The sequence below is a fragment of the Vibrio rhodolitus genome, assembly GCF_003350325.1.
Taxonomy (GTDB): domain Bacteria; phylum Pseudomonadota; class Gammaproteobacteria; order Enterobacterales; family Vibrionaceae; genus Vibrio; species Vibrio rhodolitus.
The window spans coordinates 249,569-267,155 of record NZ_QLYZ01000001.1 but is presented as its reverse complement, the minus strand read 5'-3'; the positions used below and the strand labels follow the sequence as shown (position 1 = coordinate 267,155).

The 17,587-nt window shown below is 44.9% G+C and carries 18 protein-coding genes; 8 read left to right on the top strand and 10 right to left on the bottom strand.

Annotation, left to right across the window (positions count from 1 at the left end):
* Nucleotides 1–45: 45 nt before the first annotated feature.
* Nucleotides 46–426 carry an ATP-binding protein gene (locus DPF93_RS01200; RefSeq protein ID WP_114764393.1) on the bottom strand — a complete coding sequence of 127 codons (381 nt, stop codon included), beginning with the start codon at nucleotides 424–426 and terminating at the stop codon, nucleotides 46–48.
* Between the two features lie 207 nt (nucleotides 427–633).
* Between DPF93_RS01200 and metA the strand changes: the two genes are divergently transcribed.
* Nucleotides 634–1,575 (top strand): homoserine O-acetyltransferase MetA, encoded by a 942-nt coding sequence (gene metA, locus DPF93_RS01195; RefSeq protein ID WP_114764392.1) that lies wholly within the window; start codon nucleotides 634–636, stop codon nucleotides 1,573–1,575.
* A 142-nt stretch (nucleotides 1,576–1,717) separates the two neighbouring features.
* Nucleotides 1,718–2,362 carry a type IV pilus biogenesis/stability protein PilW gene (gene pilW / locus DPF93_RS01190; protein ID WP_164675280.1) on the top strand — a complete coding sequence of 215 codons (645 nt, stop codon included), beginning with the start codon at nucleotides 1,718–1,720 and terminating at the stop codon, nucleotides 2,360–2,362.
* 86 nt (nucleotides 2,363–2,448) lie between these two features.
* Here the strand turns inward: pilW and rlmF are convergent, their stop codons facing one another.
* Nucleotides 2,449–3,651 (bottom strand): 23S rRNA (adenine(1618)-N(6))-methyltransferase RlmF, encoded by a 1,203-nt coding sequence (rlmF, locus tag DPF93_RS01185; RefSeq protein ID WP_114764390.1) that lies wholly within the window; start codon nucleotides 3,649–3,651, stop codon nucleotides 2,449–2,451.
* Nucleotides 3,652–3,659: 8 nt separating this feature from the next.
* The gene (locus DPF93_RS01180; protein WP_114764389.1) at nucleotides 3,660–4,160 is read right to left on the bottom strand and encodes a M48 metallopeptidase family protein; all 501 of its coding nucleotides are present in this window, start codon (nucleotides 4,158–4,160) and stop codon (nucleotides 3,660–3,662) included.
* Between the two features lie 133 nt (nucleotides 4,161–4,293).
* Here DPF93_RS01180 and DPF93_RS01175 point away from each other — a divergent pair, with 133 nt between their 5' ends.
* Nucleotides 4,294–4,521 carry a glutaredoxin family protein gene (locus DPF93_RS01175; protein ID WP_114764388.1) on the top strand — a complete coding sequence of 76 codons (228 nt, stop codon included), beginning with the start codon at nucleotides 4,294–4,296 and terminating at the stop codon, nucleotides 4,519–4,521.
* A 941-nt stretch (nucleotides 4,522–5,462) separates the two neighbouring features.
* On the opposite strand, the gene DPF93_RS01165 is transcribed toward DPF93_RS01175, so the two are convergent.
* Complete coding sequence (locus DPF93_RS01165; protein WP_114764386.1) at nucleotides 5,463–6,386, bottom strand: arginase family protein; 924 nt, start codon at nucleotides 6,384–6,386, stop codon at nucleotides 5,463–5,465.
* Nucleotides 6,387–6,518: 132 nt separating this feature from the next.
* Nucleotides 6,519–6,953 (bottom strand): GNAT family N-acetyltransferase, encoded by a 435-nt coding sequence (locus tag DPF93_RS01160; protein WP_425275268.1) that lies wholly within the window; start codon nucleotides 6,951–6,953, stop codon nucleotides 6,519–6,521.
* A gap of 261 nt (nucleotides 6,954–7,214) precedes the next feature.
* On the opposite strand from DPF93_RS01160, the gene DPF93_RS01155 reads away from it, so the two are divergent.
* Nucleotides 7,215–8,456 carry an NRAMP family divalent metal transporter gene (locus DPF93_RS01155; RefSeq protein ID WP_114764384.1) on the top strand — a complete coding sequence of 414 codons (1,242 nt, stop codon included), beginning with the start codon at nucleotides 7,215–7,217 and terminating at the stop codon, nucleotides 8,454–8,456.
* Nucleotides 8,457–8,533: 77 nt separating this feature from the next.
* Here DPF93_RS01155 and DPF93_RS01150 read toward each other — a convergent pair whose 3' ends face one another.
* On the bottom strand, nucleotides 8,534–9,406 hold the full coding sequence (locus tag DPF93_RS01150) for a LysR family transcriptional regulator (RefSeq protein ID WP_114764383.1): 873 nt from the start codon (nucleotides 9,404–9,406) through the stop codon (nucleotides 8,534–8,536).
* 136 nt (nucleotides 9,407–9,542) lie between these two features.
* Here DPF93_RS01150 and DPF93_RS01145 point away from each other — a divergent pair, with 136 nt between their 5' ends.
* The 4 genes from DPF93_RS01145 (at nucleotide 9,543) to DPF93_RS01130 (ending at nucleotide 12,666) form a co-directional block, all read left to right on the top strand.
* Entirely contained in the window at nucleotides 9,543–10,757 is a 1,215-nt protein-coding gene (locus DPF93_RS01145) for an MFS transporter (protein WP_114764382.1), read from the top strand.
* A 48-nt stretch (nucleotides 10,758–10,805) separates the two neighbouring features.
* Entirely contained in the window at nucleotides 10,806–11,378 is a 573-nt protein-coding gene (locus DPF93_RS01140; RefSeq protein WP_114764381.1) for a DUF1415 domain-containing protein, read from the top strand.
* A gap of 142 nt (nucleotides 11,379–11,520) precedes the next feature.
* Entirely contained in the window at nucleotides 11,521–12,096 is a 576-nt protein-coding gene (locus tag DPF93_RS01135; protein WP_114764380.1) for a nucleoside triphosphate pyrophosphohydrolase family protein, read from the top strand.
* A 57-nt stretch (nucleotides 12,097–12,153) separates the two neighbouring features.
* The gene (locus DPF93_RS01130) at nucleotides 12,154–12,666 is read left to right on the top strand and encodes a GNAT family N-acetyltransferase (RefSeq protein WP_114764379.1); all 513 of its coding nucleotides are present in this window, start codon (nucleotides 12,154–12,156) and stop codon (nucleotides 12,664–12,666) included.
* Here the strand turns inward: DPF93_RS01130 and btuD are convergent.
* The 4 genes from btuD to DPF93_RS01110 all read right to left on the bottom strand — a co-directional run bounded on the left by btuD (nucleotide 12,663) and on the right by DPF93_RS01110 (nucleotide 17,570).
* Complete coding sequence (btuD, locus tag DPF93_RS01125; RefSeq protein ID WP_114764378.1) at nucleotides 12,663–13,418, bottom strand: vitamin B12 ABC transporter ATP-binding protein BtuD; 756 nt, start codon at nucleotides 13,416–13,418, stop codon at nucleotides 12,663–12,665. The genes DPF93_RS01130 and btuD overlap by 4 nt on opposite strands.
* A complete protein-coding gene (gene btuC / locus DPF93_RS01120) occupies nucleotides 13,405–14,400 on the bottom strand; it encodes a vitamin B12 ABC transporter permease BtuC (protein ID WP_114764377.1) in 996 nt (331 codons plus the stop codon). Before btuC ends, btuD begins: the two co-directional genes overlap by 14 nt.
* Before the next feature lie 100 nt (nucleotides 14,401–14,500).
* The gene (locus DPF93_RS01115) at nucleotides 14,501–15,532 is read right to left on the bottom strand and encodes a succinylglutamate desuccinylase (protein WP_114764376.1); all 1,032 of its coding nucleotides are present in this window, start codon (nucleotides 15,530–15,532) and stop codon (nucleotides 14,501–14,503) included.
* Between the two features lie 241 nt (nucleotides 15,533–15,773).
* Nucleotides 15,774–17,570 carry a M3 family oligoendopeptidase gene (locus DPF93_RS01110; protein WP_114764375.1) on the bottom strand — a complete coding sequence of 599 codons (1,797 nt, stop codon included), beginning with the start codon at nucleotides 17,568–17,570 and terminating at the stop codon, nucleotides 15,774–15,776.
* Nucleotides 17,571–17,587: the final 17 nt, after the last annotated feature.

Genomic DNA, 17,587 nt, shown 5'->3' with positions numbered 1-17,587 from the left:
GCTCTCTATTCTCTATTCTCTATTCTCTATTCTCAGCTCTTTGCCCTATACCCGCCACTCTTGCCATTTCGCGCGCATCTTTTCAATCACGCTCTGCTCGACGCCATGGATGCTACCAAACTCGCCTTTGCATTCGATGATTTCAAATTCTGCTTTGAGTTTTTTCGCCAGTTGGTAATACGGTTGGATTTCCCAGCGTCTAACAAACGTGTTCGCCACAACCACATCTTTACCCGCCTTTAAAGCTTGCTCGGTTTGTTGCTTACACCATGCGTGTGCTTGCTCGAGCTTGATCGGGTCAAACTGGTAAATACCTTGCGCATTAATGAAAAACATATCGGCTTCAAAATGCTCTGCGGTGTAAGTTTTTGCTAAGGTACTTTTTCCCGAGCCAGGTAGCCCACGAATTAGAGTGAGTTTTGCCATAAAACAGAATTTAGAGTGCGTTTACCCATTCGAAATAAAGATACAGAAGCTTTGTTCGCTCATCGCCCAACGGCGTCTTCATCTCTTTTGAGTATAAATTAAATTAGACAGCGCTAATTATACTGAATTTTGTTATCGACATCTCAATTTGATTAAGGTAAGTTTGGATGTATAGACGTCCGTAATTACAGCTTTAGGGAGAAAGCCGTGCCGATCAAGATCCCCGATCAATTACCCGCTTCTGACGTATTACGCCAAGAAAATATCTTCGTAATGTCGGAAACTCGTGCTTCGACGCAGAATATTCGTCCATTGAAAGTTTTGATCCTCAACCTAATGCCGAAGAAAATTGAGACGGAAACTCAGTTTTTGCGCCTGTTGTCTAACAGTCCATTGCAGGTTGATATTGAACTGCTGCGCATTGACAACCGACCAAGCAAAAACACACCAACTCAGCACCTTGATACCTTCTATCGTCAGTTCGAGATGGTGAAAGAACGCAACTTTGATGGCATGATCATTACTGGTGCACCGCTTGGCTTAGTGCAATTTGAAGATGTGATTTATTGGGAACACTTGCAAAGCATCATGACGTGGGCAAAGCAGCATGTCACCTCAACACTGTATGTTTGTTGGGCTGCGCAAGCAGGATTAAAGCTCTTGTACGATTTGCCTAAGCGTACCCGTAAAGAAAAGCTCTCGGGTGTATACAATCATCAAATATCTAACCAATATCACCCGTTACTGCGTGGTTTTGACGACGAGTTTTTAGCCCCACATTCGCGCTACGCCGATTTCTCCTCTGACTACTTAAGCGAGCACACTGATTTGGACATTCTCGCGACCTCTGACGTGGCGGGTGTTTACCTTGCTGCCACCAAAGATAAGCGAAATGTTTTCGTCACCGGTCACCCGGAGTATGACTCACACACTCTGCACAACGAGTATGTGCGTGATTTAAGTGAAGGTATGGAACCGAGCCTGCCAATCAATTACTACCCGAACAACAACCCGGACAATACCCCAAGAGCAAGTTGGCGCAGTCATGGACATTTACTGTTTTCAAACTGGCTGAACTACTGCGTTTACCAACAAACGCCATTTGACTTGGAGCACTTTAGCGAAGCCAATTTCACTAAAGATGACTAATCCCAAAGGCCAACCATGTTGGCCTTTATTATTTTTATTGAACCTCATCCAACCTGGTCATGCGATAGCGGTACTTACCAAATTCGAGATAGTTTTACACTACCCTTAAATCACTAGTGAGGGCTCGGTATTGAAGGTTCTTTTGGCATTGGTTACGTGTTGGTTTTTGGTAGGCTGCGTCTCTAAGCAAACGCCGCATTCGCTCTCTTCTCAACAGGCCAAAGCGCATGCACGAATTGCGTTAGCGGTAGGTTATTTGAAGCAAGGAAATTTCGACAAGGCACGAGCCAACATAGATAAAGCCGTTGAGCACGCACCGAGTTATTTTCATACCCAATTAACCCAGGCACACTACTTCGAATTGGTAGGTGAAGTCGATAAAGCCAAGCAGCTGTATCAAGATGCCATCACTAACCATCCCAATAATGGCGATGTGCTCAACAACTACGCTGCCTTTCTTTGCAAACAGCAAAAATACCCATTAGCCGATAAGTATTTCAACCAAGCGATCGCGCTACCCCGATATACCCACCTCGCCGACAGCTATGAAAATGCTGGGCTTTGCGCATTGAAAGCACAGCAGCTATCAAGCGCGACATATTATTTTGAGCGAGCGCTAGATTATCGACCGAACAGTGAAAAATCCTTGCTGCAACTGACCCAAATCCATCTATCACAACAAAGCTGCTTTCAAGCTCAATCACTTCTCACTCGCTATCAGCAACTTTACGGTGCGACGTCTTCTGCACTTGCACTAAGCGATGCTTTGGCATCCGAGTGTCACTAGCCAGTTAACTTCCTGAATTGGACCTAAAGCAAAGCCCGCTCATTGGCGGGCTATAAACTCTGGGTGGGTGTAAGGTAGTTAAGCGATCAGCTTGATTTGACTGCCAACCATTTTGCACGATCGGCTTTATCTTTAAAGCTCCACGCCACAAAGCGGCTAATCTTCTGCCCTTGGCTCATCTCGACAATCACTGCCTCTTTCGCACCGGCTTTTTCGAGATTTTTGCGCAACCAACGAACATTGTCTTTTTTCGAGATTAAGGTCGTAAACCAAAGTACCTGAGTAGCAAATTCTCGGCTTTCAAATGCCATGTTTTTCACAAATGCCGCTTCGCCGCCCGGGCACCATAGTTCTGCTTTTTGACCACCAAAGTTGAGGGTCGGCTTACTCGCTTTAGGCTGAGTGCCTTTTTCAACCTTCACCTGACCACGTTTGGCTTTGTGCGCATTGAGGTTATTCAGTTTGCGCTCTGTACCCTGCTGCGCTTCTTCAAGCGAGGCATGAAACGGTGGATTACAAGTCGTCACATCGTAAAATTCATTCGGCTCAATGATGCCCTTGAAGAAATGGCGACTATCGCTTTGTAAACGGCACGCCACTTTACCTGTCAGCATCGCATTGTTTTGCGCGATTTGGTTTGAGTTGTCTACCGAGATAGGATCAACATCACTGCCGATATACTCCCAGCCATATTGGCTTGCCCCGACAATTGGGTAAATACAGTTAGCGCCGACACCAATATCAAGCGCTTTAACTAAGCTATGGTTGAGTTTTGGCGCTTCATTGATTAGCAATTCCGCTAGGCGGTGAATATAATCCGCACGCCCAGGAATTGGCGGACAAAGGTAGCCTTGAGGAATATCCCATTGTGTGACACTGTAATGTTCAGCCAACAGTGCTTGGTTTAATAGCTTGACTGCCATAGGGTCATCAAAGCGAATGGTTTGCTCACCTTTGGGATTAAGTACCACATGCTTTTCAAGTGCTGGTAGTGCTTTTACCAAACGCTCAAAATCATAACGACCTTGGTGTAGGTTACGCTTATGCAGCCCTGTTTTTCCCGCCACGATCGTCACCAGCATAGCACTAGTCTGCGCTGGGCTACCCTGCTTAGGATTGCTCTGCTTCGCGGCACTCTTAGACTCTCTCGCTGGCTTAGTTCTCACTGGTTTGGCTTTCTCAGCACTTTTTTTTGCACTGACAGCGTTGCCTTTTGGCTTACGTGTCGGCTTATTTAGAGTGCTGTTGTGTGGCTTGTGCTTTGAGCGCGCCGTCTCTCTATTACTCATAAGGGTCGTTACTTAATATCTTGGTAAATCATAAACAGGCGAGCATCCAGCTCTAATTGATGATAGTCCGGTTCCATATGACAGCACAGTTGGTAAAAAGCTTTGTTATGATCTTTTTCTTTTAAATGCGCTAATTCGTGTACAACAAGCATGCGCAGCAAAGGCTCAGGCGCGTGTTTAAATACGCTGGCAATGCGGATTTCATTCTTCGATTTGATTTTTCCACCATGCACTTTGGCAGCGTAAGTGTGAAGCCCCAACGCATTGTTGATCAGATGGATCTTGTTATCGTAAATCACTTTACTCAAAGGCGCCGTTTTCTTCATATACTGGTTTTTCAGCGCCATGGTGTATTCATACAGCGCTTTTTCACTTTGAATCTCGTGACGCTGTGGGTAGCGCTTTTCAAACCACGCGCAAAAACGCCCCGCCTCAAGCATCTGCGAAACAGGAGTCAGAATATGTTCTGGGTAACCTTGGATATAACGAAGTACAGGATTTGAATTCATAACCGAACAACAAATAATAAAATCGCGCTAAGTCTACCTTAATCATGGCGTCGCTTCACGGGAATCGTTGTCGAAAGTGCCCTATTCGCCTATACTCCAGCCACTTTAAAGTTCCAAAGAGCCTAGACAGAGAATGAGACGACTAGTTTTATATGTAAAAGATAAGTGCCCGCACTGCAAAGATGCTCAGCGCTACCTTGATTCAAAAGGTTATCCATACCGTCTAACCAATGCAAAAATGCAACGTGGTCGCAAAGAGCTCGATGCGATTGGCGCACGTTCACTGCCGGTATTGAAGATTGGTGATCGCTATATGATTGGCTGGAATGCGGCTAACTTTGAGAAGATGTATAAGAGCTAAATCTCGCTGAAAATATTTGTCAAGAGCGTTTCTCGAACAACGTCACACAAATTTATTCCCTTTCGAGAATAGTTGGTATAGAGTTAATCCGTTGACAAGAAAAAACCTCTAACGTCTGCAAACGTTAGAGGTTCTATTTTTAAGACATCCTCGTTTTTATTCTGATAGGAAAAATGAAGATGGATGAATCTTGTAGCGCTTCTAACAGTGTTTTTAGATTAACGGACAAATCTGCTAGTATTGATACAAATTCAATCAGTAAATGAATTAACTCGAATATTTGTTCTGTATCTATAATACACCTCCACCTTGTGGTTTGATGATGCCCTGATAGGCTGCGCTCTATCGGGGCGTTTTCGTTTAATGTGATCCACTGATGAATCATCCATTTGATTTGATGCAATTTGCATATATATCTCCAGTTAGTATTTTCGCCGAGCACAACATATAGGCATGAAACTTACTCATACAATACTATATGTACTCAATGGCTCATTATCTGAGCGTATTAGACTCTAAAGCGCACCCTAAAAGTATTGATTTAAATCAAAAAAAACAGGTTAGATTACTATAACGAAACGATCTTGTCGGCATGGCTCTCAGATACAAATAAAACGGTGAAAATTATAGAAACGGTCCTTTTAAACTTGATTTTTCTCAAAGGCTTATCACGTATACCCTCAAAGTAGATAAAGAATCTAAGGGTGTTTTTAACGTACGCAAAACCTCTCATTTTAATATACATATTGGCATTGGCTGAGGTCCAAACACTGATATACATATTGTTCAAAACCTAAATACATTAATGAAATGTAAGTTTATTCCCTTAATCGTCACTAAACGCTGGAAGTTGTATATTTGCCAACGGCATTTAAGTAAAAAAACAGCCAAAGCATAATACTTTGACTGGCTAGCTATAGTGATTATGAGAACCATGTGGATTAAGCGCGATATCCCCACACCGCATCAATCAGTTTCAGCATTAACTGTTTAGATATGCCCTGCTCATCTAATTCTGGCATGTACTCGACAAAATCAATGCCAATGAACTTGTCATGGTTTGCCAAACCGTATATCAAATGAATCGCCTCTCTGGCACTTAATCCGCCAACATTTGGCGTACCGCAGGCGCGGAAGATACTGCCATCGAGTGCATCATAGTCAAATGACACATAAAATTGATCGTATTCATTGTCGATAGTTTTGAGTAATTGAGTTAGCACATGGTTGATACCAAGGCTCTCGATAGCTGACATGCCGTAGTTGATGATCGAGTGCTGTTTAATGATGGCATCTTCATTGGGCATCAAATCACGCACTGCGACATAGTAAAGATCATTAGGTTTTAGAAAAGCCTTAGGTTCACGACACTCCAACTTTTCATGAGAGTTGCCCATCAGCATAGTCACCGGTTTACCGTGTAAATTACCCACATTTGAGTCATTGCAATCGGCATGGGCGTCAATCCAAATTAGTGCAACCCGCTTGCCTTGACGCATCTGATAATGATCCAGCGCAGCTTGCACCGAGCCCACTGCGATGGAGTGGTCGCCACCAATGGTAATTGGGATTCGTCCCTTATCGTAACTTGCCAATACTTGCCGCTTAAGCTGTTCTGTATAGCTACTCAACCCTTGCGCTTGTTTTTTGGTTGCAATCAAATCAGCGATAGTTGGACTGAGCGCGATATCACCGCGATCGACAATATCCGCTCCCCATCGAGCATTGCGAACTTCGATCCATTCGCTCAGCCCAACTTCGCCATTGTCATCATTTTGGCGCAGACCATTAACAGTGTTTTGTTTTGTGGGTCTGCAGCCCAACAAATTAAACGGAGCGCCAATAATATCAAACGCTTTTGCCATACCGACTCCCTAATCGTAAATCCTGTAATCATTAGATTAAGTTAACGATTTTTAAGCGAAGAGGCAGTTAATATGGCTAACAATTCGACAGATCACACAGTTAACGCTCTGTTTGAAAAAGCTAAAGGATTATCACAGCGGACGCTGCATATAGACAAACTGCTCGGTTTCGGAGGTCACTTCAAAACCGTGACGACAATAAAGTTCACCGACACGGTTACCTTGCAGATAAAGCAGACGGATTGGTAGACGCATCCGTTGTGATAGCGTGATAATCTCGCGCATAATCGCGCTACCAATACCCTGACCTTGATACTGGGGTAAAATAAAAAAGCGCCCGAAGTAAATATCATCGCTATTTTGTTGAACCAAGTAACTGCCTATCGCTTGTCCATTGTGAGTAATAATGCTCGGTTTAGCTTCATCCCACTCCTCTTGATGCATCTGCCACTGCACGTTTTCGTCCCAACCGAATACCTGTTCAATGGGTCCCTTTTCAGCAGCCTTCTTTAGTTCAAACAGGAACTCGAAATCCGACTCCAGCGCTTCTCTAATACAAAATGTTATAGTCATTATTTTTATCATTCCATCTAGACGTATAGACTGCTGCGGAATATAAATGAGTTTATCAAATTTAGCGATAATAATTTTATTAATAAACAATAGTTGACAAGTGGTTGAGACCTCTTTAAAATCCGCCGCCAGCAAGTAAGGACAGGTTTGAAATTACTCGTTTTTACAATAAATTACGAGCATAAGTTCAGCTGATCTTGGTCAGTTGTCTTTCTATTTTTTTAAAGATAGAGACACAACATTTTGAGATTCGGCATGACAACACAATCTTCTACCGCGACCATCAACGCGACTGCTCCAATTAACAGCGAGACTTCATGGCAAAAGAAAGCCATTCTTAGCGTTGCCTTCCTAATGGCAACCACGTCTGTTGGTCCTGGCTTCCTAACTCAAACCGCCGTTTTCACTAATATCTACAAAGTAGATATGGCATTCCCTGTATTCGCTTCGATGTTTATCACTTTCGGTATCGTGATGAACCTATGGCGAATCGTTGGCGTATCTGGTCTACGCATCCAAGACATCGCAAACAAAGTGGCACCTGGCATGGGCTATGTGGTTGGTGTTCTACTGGCACTTGGTGCGGTAGCGTTTAACTTCGGTAACGTCAGTGGCTCAGCGCTGGGTATCAATGTGCTAACTGGCATCGACACCACTTGGGGCGCCCTATTTACCGGTCTTATTGGTAGCTTACTGTTCATTGTCCATAATGCTTCTAAACGCATGGACCAAATGGCGCGCTACCTTGGCTTGTTTATGATTGTTTTGATTGCTTATGTTGCAATGACAAGCCTTCCTCCAATGGGCGAAACGCTATCTGCAGCCGTTATGCCGAGTGATTTTGGTAGTCTGCTACTGCCAACACTTACCATCGTTGGTGGTGCTGTCGGTGGTTACTACACTGGTGCACAACGTCTAGTTGATATCGGCCTGCAAGGTAAAGAGAACGTTCCATCAATCAAAACGGCAGCTTGGGCGGGTATCTCAATTGCGGTTGTGATTCGAATCCTACTGTTCCTTGCGGTATTTGGCGTAATCTCAGCTGGCGCGGTACTGGACTCATCAAACCCAGCAGCCGATGCGTTCCGTCAAGGTGCAGGTGAAACGGGTTACTTCATCTTCGGTCTAGTACTGTTTGTTGCATCAATCACCTCTGTAGTTGGCAACTCATACATGGCTATCTCGCTTATCAAAACGCTGTTCCCTGTGGTAGCACGTAATGAAAAAGCATGGTGTGTGGCATTTATCCTAGTAACGAGCCTTGGCACAGTAACCATGAATATGCCAATCCTTCTGCTGATGCTAGCGGGTCTAGTAAACAGCATTATCCTACCTATCGTATTGGGTATGGTACTGGCGGCTACTCGTCGCAAAGACATCATCGGTGATTACAAACACCCGGTTTACCTAACAGCAATTGGTGCGGTAATCGTGGTAGTCATGGCAGCATCAAGCGTGACTAACATCAGCAACTTTATCGCCAAGTTTATCGGCTAAAGCCGCAGGTATATAAGCCGAACGATTAAGAGCCGCAACTAGCGGCTCTTTTTTATTACATTGATTTGGTATATCTCTCAATGAAAAGACTTAACGAACTCAATAAAGGTTCGATCCGCAATAGAGAGATAGCCTCCCTTTCGCCATGCCAACGCTAAATCGAGTTTTACCGGTTGTTCAAATGGCACACCGACGATATCCGCTTCATGGTGAGTCACCAAGTCGAGCAGAGCTGTAATCGCAAACTCGCGTCTTACAATACTTAATATTAAGGGCAGTAAGTTGGTCTCAAATGCGCACTCGAGCTCAAGCGCATTCTCCTTCGCCTTTGCTTCAATATAGTCACGATGAAAGTAGCCCTCTTTAAACATCACTAAGTCCTGCTCAAAGAATTCATCAAACCTTACCGATTGCTTACTGGCAAAGGGATGATCTTTTCCCACCACGGCGACCATTTCGGAATGCAGTAGGATGTCGGTCTCTAAGTCATCAGGCACCTGTTTATCAAGGTTGATGACCCCTATATCTAATTCACCATTAAGCAACATGGTGCGAATTGAACCGGTACCCGCATCTACTAAGGTAAGCTTTAGATCTGGATAACGGCTTTTAAATGCCATCAAAATTTGCGGAAAGAAATACGAGCCCATCATGCTTGGTGCGCCCAGCCTCACTTCCCCTTTTTCTAGCCCTTTAAGCTCATCCATTGCTAGCTTGGCATCATCAATTTGTTGTAGCACCCGCTTGGCATGTTTAAGCAACACCTTACCTTCATCGGTGAGCTCGACCTTGCGCTCAGTGCGACGAAACAACGTCATACCAAGTTGCTGCTCAAACTTTTTAATCGAGATACTTAACGCAGGCTGAGCGATGTGTAGCGCTTTAGCCGCTTGTGTGAAGTGACCATACTCGGCAACAGTGACAAAATGTTTGAGATGTTTAGAGTCCATACAAGTGTCCATTTTTGCAGCTAGAAATTACGACTATGATATAAAAAATATATTAGGTTGATATTTTTAATATATTTTATTAATTCGCATTCCACTGATAACTTGATCACATCTGTTATCTTTGCGTGCGTGAACCATGATTGAACTTGGCACATCCCAATACAAGCGCGTTACCTTGAGTTTAGCTTTAGGTTCATTCTTAGTATTTTGTAATCTTTATCTTTTTCAGCCAATGCTGCCATTTATGGCGGACTACTTCTCGGTGTCAGAAACCCAAGTTAACTGGATTTTTGCTGCTTCAACACTGGCGTTGTCTTTCTCATTATTACCATGGGCTATCAGTTCAGAAACGGTGGGACGACGAGCGATAATGCTCACCGGCTTATTCGCGATGCCCGTGATTGGCGCGCTAATGTTACTTAGCGAATCGCTATTGACGCTAGTCATTCTGCGCGCTCTGATGGGTGTTGCGCTGGCTGCCTTTGCTTCAGTGGCAGTGGCTTACATGGTCGAAGAATTAAGCGCCAAGGCGTTTCGCCAAGCGATTGGCACTTATATCGCCGCGAACTCTCTCGGTGGGATTTGTGGTCGAATCGTCGGCGGAACCCTAACTGACACCTTAGGCTGGCAGCAAGCGGTTCTCGCTATGGTGGTGTTTACCATTATTGGCGTGCTTTTAGTTGCTTGGTTACTCCCCGCACAACAACATTTTAAGCCGCAAAAGGGGTTGCTGCGCTATCACAACCGCGCAATAGTTTCTCATCTTAAAAACCGCACCATTTGGCTTGCGATGCTGATTGGCTGCTTGAACTTTGCCCTGTTCGTTAACCTCTACTCAGTTATGGGGTTCCGCTTAGTGTCAGCACCACATAGCTTGCCGATTGGGTTAGCATCACTTATCTTCCTGTGTTACCTAGCTGGGACACTAAGTTCAACCTTAACCTCTGCCTGGACCAACAAGCACAACGCAATTTCCGGTATGATGCTCGGCACAGCTATCAGTCTAGCCGGTATGCTGGTCGCCTACTTCGATCATCTATTGTGGATGACGCTAGGATTATTGTTGATTAGCTTTGGGGCGTTCTTCACTCACACCCTCGCCTATGGCTGGGTAAGTCAAAAAGCCAAACGCGCTAAAGCAACGGCGACAGCGCTCTATCTAGTGCATTATTATGTTGGCGGCAGTATTGGGGGGTTCTTCCTGATTTATTGCTGGCAGCACGGCGGTTGGCAAGCTGTGATCTTAGGTGGCAGCGTACTGTACATGGCGATTTTTGCCCTATGCATGCGCCTTGAAGCAAAAGACAAACTTCTCACTACAAACTCTGTTATTATTGACAGTAAAAAATAACACTTTTGTATCAATAAACAGCTTTTTGTTGTTCATTTGGGAAGCTCTATGAATTGTCCACGCTCAACTATGCAAGTGCCTGAAATCAAACAGCAAGTAAATCAATGGCTGAATGATGTTGTTATCGGACTTAACTTGTGTCCTTTTGCCGCCAAACCTCAGCGAAATAAACAGATTGAGATTTTTGTTAGCCAAGCAACCGATGATGAAGCACTGCTAGAAGATATTTTTAGCCAACTGCTTCACCTTGATCACACCCCAGTCAAAGAGCTTGAAACGACACTGGTTGTCGCACCTTACATGCTTGACGATTTTTGGGATTACAATATGTTTATCGACTGGGTTGAAGGCCTTATCCAACAGCAAGGCTGGGATGGTATCTACCAGGTTGCCACTTTCCATCCCGATTACTGTTTCGCTGACAGCGAACCGGATGACGCCTCTAACCTTACCAACCGTGCACCATACCCTGTGTTTCATTTGATCCGTGAAGAGAGTATGGAAAAAGTACTCAAGCACTACCCTAATCCAGAAGCGATCCCTGAAACCAATATTGCCCGTGTCGAATCGTTGACACCAGAAGAGCGCTTGAAGTTGTTCCCTTATCTTTTCGCTCAATGAGATTGAGTGAATAAGGTTTAAGCAACCACTTCACTATCTGTGATTTCTTACTCGAACAACAGACTAATTGGCGTGAATCCATAGCGAGCAAAGCTCGGCTTTGCTAGTATTGCGCGATATTTAAATTTGGCGGACACATTCCATGTACCTATCAAAACTGACTCAAGAAATTTTCGATCACCTATATCGTGACATTAACGAATTCCGTAGCACTTTCGACCTACCAGTGGCTTCACCAGAAAGCCTTGACGAGAAAGCGGACACGTTACATACATCACTGGCTATCGAAGAGTTGACTGAGCTTGCTGAAGCAGACAATAAAACTGAACAAGCTGATGCGATTGTCGACAGCGTTTACGTACTAATGGGTCGCCTAGTGCACTTAGGTCATGACAAAGTTGAAGATAACCTAGCGATTAGCTACCTAATCGACCTGCTACTTAATGTCGCGGTTAACCGTGGTATCGACTTTATTCCTTGCTGGGACGAAGTGCATTCAAGCAACATGAGCAAAGTATGTCGTAGCGAAAAAGAGTACGCAGACACTGAAGCGCACTACGCAGAGCAAGGCATCAAGCTAATGGCGGTACAAAAAGGCGATTACATCATCGCGAAATGTGCTGAAGATTTCGTCTCTGAAGCAAAAACTATTCGTCAAGGTAAGGTACTAAAATCTGTTTACTACCGCCCTGCCGATCTAGCGCCACTAACTCGCTAATTTAGTTGTTTTAAGACCGCCTGCTGGCGGTCTTTTTTTTGCCATAAGGATGTTGGCTTGAAACTTACCCCTTTAACGCTTGAGCATGCTCTGCCATTACTTCATTTTGAACTAGAAAACCGTGACTGGTTTGAACAAAACATCGAACCACGCGAGCAAGACTTTTACTCACTCACTGGCGTGCAAACCCACATCGCTGAGATGCTACTCGATAAAAGCTTAAACAAGGGGCTACCGCTACTCATCACAGACAGTAATGAACAGATCATTGGACGGATCAACTTACACAACATCACCTGTGGTAAAGCCTTTCTCGGCTATCGGTTGTCAGCGCGACATACTGGTAAAGGGGTCACTAAAAGCGCCATCATCAAACTGCTTCCTATGGCAAGAAAGCTCGGCATTAAACGCCTGGTCGCAATGGTGGCAACAGAGAATATCGCCTCACAAAAAGTCATTGAAAGCCAAAACTTTACTGCGGTAAAAAAACACCGCAACTTTGCTGTTGTACAAGGTAATCCACTCGACTGTATCGAGTATTGGCTTGAGCTAACCAGCGCAGAGAATTAATCAAACAGTAGAATCTCTTTACCGTTGACACTCACTCGTTCTACATGGGTGTTAAATACTTTTGTAAGTTTGCTTGGGGTTAGAACTTCATCGACCTTACCGACAGCCTGCATTACACCCTTATCGAGCAAAATAGCATGATCAGCATGTTTCAGCGTGCGGTTAAGATCGTGATTAGACATGATGACACATAACCCTTTAGCCGCAATCATATCAATGAGCTGATATAACATCGCTTCTTGCCCAATGTCGAGCGGAGCAGCAGGCTCATCAAGGATCAGCAGCTTGGCAAAAGGATTGAGCGTTGGCCAAACCTGTAAGCAAATCGCACACAAACGAACGCGTTGCCACTCTCCTCCTGAGAGTTGGTGCACGCTGCGATGAAGCTTATCGTTCACCTGCAAAATTGCAGTTAGTTGGCTAATCGCGTCTTCTATCTCTTGCTGAGCGTTCAGAGCATGTTTAGGAATAGATAACGCGAGATAATGGGCAACTTCAATATTGAATGCTGGTCTATCTGACTGAGATAAGAACGCGCGATGATCCGCCATTTCCGCAATCGAAACTTGTTTAAGACAAGTCCCTGCAAGTTCAACCTCGCCGGTGTAATCCAGCAGTCCTGCAATAGCGCTAAGCAGCGTGCTTTTACCACTGCCGTTAGGACCAATCACATGCACCACCTCGCCTGCTGAAGCCGAGAAAGAGAGTGGCAGAAGTCGAGAACCGACGCCAAGAGACTTAACGTGCATCATGATTTTTTACCAGCATCCATACAAAGATTGGGGCGCCAAGCGTGGTGGTCACCACACCAAGCGGTAACTCAGCGGCATCGAGTGCCGTGCGAGCGATAATGTCAGCTAACGCCAGCAAGGTTGCACCTGCAATAGCTGAAATTGGTAGTAAGTAACGGTTTTCGCTACCCAGAGCTAAGCGCAATAAATGCGGGACCACTAAACCAACAAAGCTTATAACTCCGCCAAGTGCCACTGCGCCTCCCACCAAAACAGACACGGCAAGAATTAACTTCCAGCGAATCGATTCGACATCCAGTCCTAATTGTTTGGCGTGGGTTTCTCCCATCATTAGCTTGTCTAAAATGGTTCCCTGACAGCAAAGCCAAATCACCACAGGAACAATCACTAATGTGAGAATATGTTGATACCAACTCGCACCACCAATACTCCCCATCAGCCAATACATCAAGATACGTAGACTCATGTCATCACTAAAATAGAATGCCCATGTGACGATAGAACTGGCCAAGATCCCAAGCGCCACGCCAATTAAGAGTAACCGTGTTGTGGTCAAGCGCAGTGCTTTGGTCAACGACACCAGCAGCAAGGTAAACAACATCGCCCCCGCAACCGCTGCCACCATAAAGCCGACTGGCGTAGCTAAGAGTGGAAAGAAAAAGAGTAAGATAACCATCATCACACTAGCGCCGCCGGAAATGCCCAGCACACCAGGTTCTGCAAGCACGTTGCCAAGCAGAACTTGTAGCACAGCTCCAGAAACGGCTAGTGAAGCCCCTATTGCCAAGGCTGCCAGTAAACGCGGTAAGCGTAATTGGGTGATCAATTGTTGTTGCAACGAACTAAGTTCACCAAACGGATTGATAAACAGTTCGCCAACCATAAGATAGACACTACTGACTATCAGTAAGGCGGCCAGCATCCATAAAATTGTTCGTTGCCAACGCTGATTTTTGCGAGCAATGAGCTGGGTAAAATCCATAAACGACTGTCTATCTTATAAATTGAAATTCAGATAAAAATAATGGCTCAACGATACCGTTAAGCCATTTGAATATAAAGAAAAATTAATCGACGACAAATCAATCGTACACGATTTGCCCATCTTCATAGCGGACTTGAACCGGACAAATCATCAAGGCCGCGCGCTGTCCAATTTCAACGTTTCGGTTTGGAAATACAATCGCCTCACCTTCGTTTTTCGCCATGAGTGGCTTATCCCCATCATGCCCAAACACTTCGCCGTGTTTGAACGAAGTAAAGTTGGCGATATCGTCATCAAACAAGAAATCAAAGTCTTCGTGAATACGCACAATCGTTCGGCTAACTCGATACATCAGCGGCTTGCGTGGCAAGTGCTCAGGCTCACTATTGGCGATCAAATCTCGCAGCGCCAAATCAAACGCCACCAGCTTGTTTAAATCGTTATCACCAAATTTGGCAACGCGTCCGAGCTCAATCGTCAACGCTTGAGCTGCAAATTGCTCGCCGGAATACCAACTGAATGTGCTCGACGGTGCATTAGAAAATAGAATCGCTTCCATTTGAGCACTTTGGACAAAGTTCATCAGCTCTTTGCTGCGCACTGGATGTCGGCTTTTAGGGCTAACCGCAAAAGTATAGAAGCGCGAGTCACGAATCGCGCTATGCAGATCGAAATGCCAACGCTGCGATGGCTGCGTTCCCAAAAAGAACTCAGTTAAACGTCGCTTAAGCATGTCAGCAATCTCAAGCTCTTTACTTGGTACATGCTCTTTTGCATCAAACAAACGATTAAGATTTTCTTCAATGAAACGTTGGTGTGCAATGGTTGCTTCTGGGTGTGCAACAATCAGTAATAAACGCTCTTTAACTGGCTGAAACCCTGTCTCGATATCGACCAAGATTTTCTCTAACAACTCCATAGGAGCGGTTTCATCACCATGGATCCCACATGAAATAACGATATGTTTGCTGTCGTCATTCAAATGGGCTGGGATCACTTCTAACACACCACGTTGATGAAGTTTCAAGCGTGTGCCTGAAGCCACCACGACCTCTTCGCCCTCAGGCATTTCTTGGCTAAGGTCTAAACTGTCCAAAAGAAAAGATTGGCGAAATAATTTTTTCGTCATGCGCTACTCCTTTATTGCACAGCGGTATGTTAATGAAATGTTCGGACAAATTTTGTTGTTATGATCGCACTTACGAATAGAAAATACGTGCTTCATTAAAAAGCCAAACCTTGTCACACTACGTAACCTATTGGTATTCGTAGGAAAGAAAGCAAGAGCTGTACAATTTACACCGAAAAAACTCGGAGACGCGATATTAGCATAAGATTCAATAAATGTTTTTTGATCTAGCACGAAATGACTAGTGACTTTGCTCATGGAGCGAGAGCAATGCCTCAAATTGTGCAAGTTTCTGTGCCAACATATCGATACTTTGCTGCCAAAATTCAGCTTCGCTCAGATCCATGCCTAAGTGTCGCTCAACCACATCTTCCGCCATCATGCAGCCTGTGTCGCGCAGAAGTTGTACATAATCACCGTAGAAGTTTTCACCTTTTGCTTCACGCTGTGCGTAGACGCCTTTACTGAATAAGTAACCAAACAAGTAGGGATAATTGTAAAAACTGATTTCTGAGATTGAGAAATGCAGCTTGCTCGCCCAAAAGTAAGGATCTGGCTCACTCATTGATTCGCCATACCACTCTTGCCATGTCTCGCTCATAAGCTGGCAAAGTTGCTCTGCGCTCAGTTCACCTTCTAAGCGACGTTGATAAAATGCTTTCTCAAACTCATAACGCACTGGGATATTAATCATCAACGCGTAAGCAGAAGAAAGCTCTTCCCATAACATTTCCAATTGCTCTTGGTCAGATTGTGCTTTGGAAAGTAGATAATCACGCACAATGTTTTCTGCAAAGATCGATGCGGTTTCAGCTAATGTCATTGGGTAGCGCGTTTGACAGAGTGGCATATCACGCATTACCCAGTTGTGGAAAGCATGCCCTAGCTCGTGCGCGAGCGTTAGCATATCCGAACGACTGCCGCCCCAAGTCATAAACACCAGCGGCGTACGCGTGGCTGCAAACTTGGTGCAATAGGCGCCCAAACGTCTGTTCGGTGTTGGCTCGGCATCAATCCAACCGTTTTCAACCATAAGAGTGACAAACTCCGCCATTTCTTGATCAACTTGAGCAAACGCCTCGCGAATCAAGCTTATCGCCTCTTCAAAGGTATACACCTTAGGCTCTTGTTCGGTCAGACTTGGCATCCCCGCCATATGATTCCACGGTTTCATTTCACTCAAACCATGTACGCGCGCCATGAGTTGACCGGCTTGCTGTCCAATGTGGCGGTTACGTTTAGTGGTCTCAATCATGGTATCGAGCGTACTCGCTTGGATACGGCTCTGATGAAGGCTGGAATCTAAAAAGTGCACATCACGGTGCAGCGAGCGTTTTTGGTATTCGCTATGACGCCAACCAGATAAGGCATTCAAAATCGCAGCGAAGCTTTCTTGATGAGTTGCCATCGCCTTTTGGATACCGCGCCAAGCCTGCTCTTGCTCGGTAAATTTAGTCCCGTAGAGCAAACTCGCGGCTTGTGAATAAGCGAGGGTTTCGCCACTCTCCAACTCTATTTGCAAAGAGCCAGTGATGTTGTCATACATACGTCCCCACGCATCACGACCATCAACCGACATCGCTGAAAGCAACTGTTCTTCTGCCACACTTAATTTGGTATCCGCGACTTTGCGCTCACAAGCAATTTGAAACGCTTGACCATAAACATCACCACTCTCGTGGTCGAGGATCTCCTGAATATCTTCAATTGGCGCAAACGCCAACGTTTCTTGATAAGGGGTGTAGGCTTGAGATAACTCTGAACGTAGCTTGGCAAGTTTGCCTATCAAAGCTTTGGCTTCACCATTGGTTGCATCACGCGAGGCATGGCACAGAGCAAATGTATCAATGGTCGAAAGCAGTTTGCCTGCCGCTTCTTTGGTTTGAATGGCATTTTGCATCACGCTAGTATTTTCACGACGCGTGACGTGCTGCTCCAATACCAAAATACACTGCTTAATTAACTCGATATCTTGCTCAATTTTGTCATCTCTAAGAGATTGGTAAGCAATTGATAGGTCCCAACTTGGTGCCGTCATAGTCTTTCCTTTAGCCA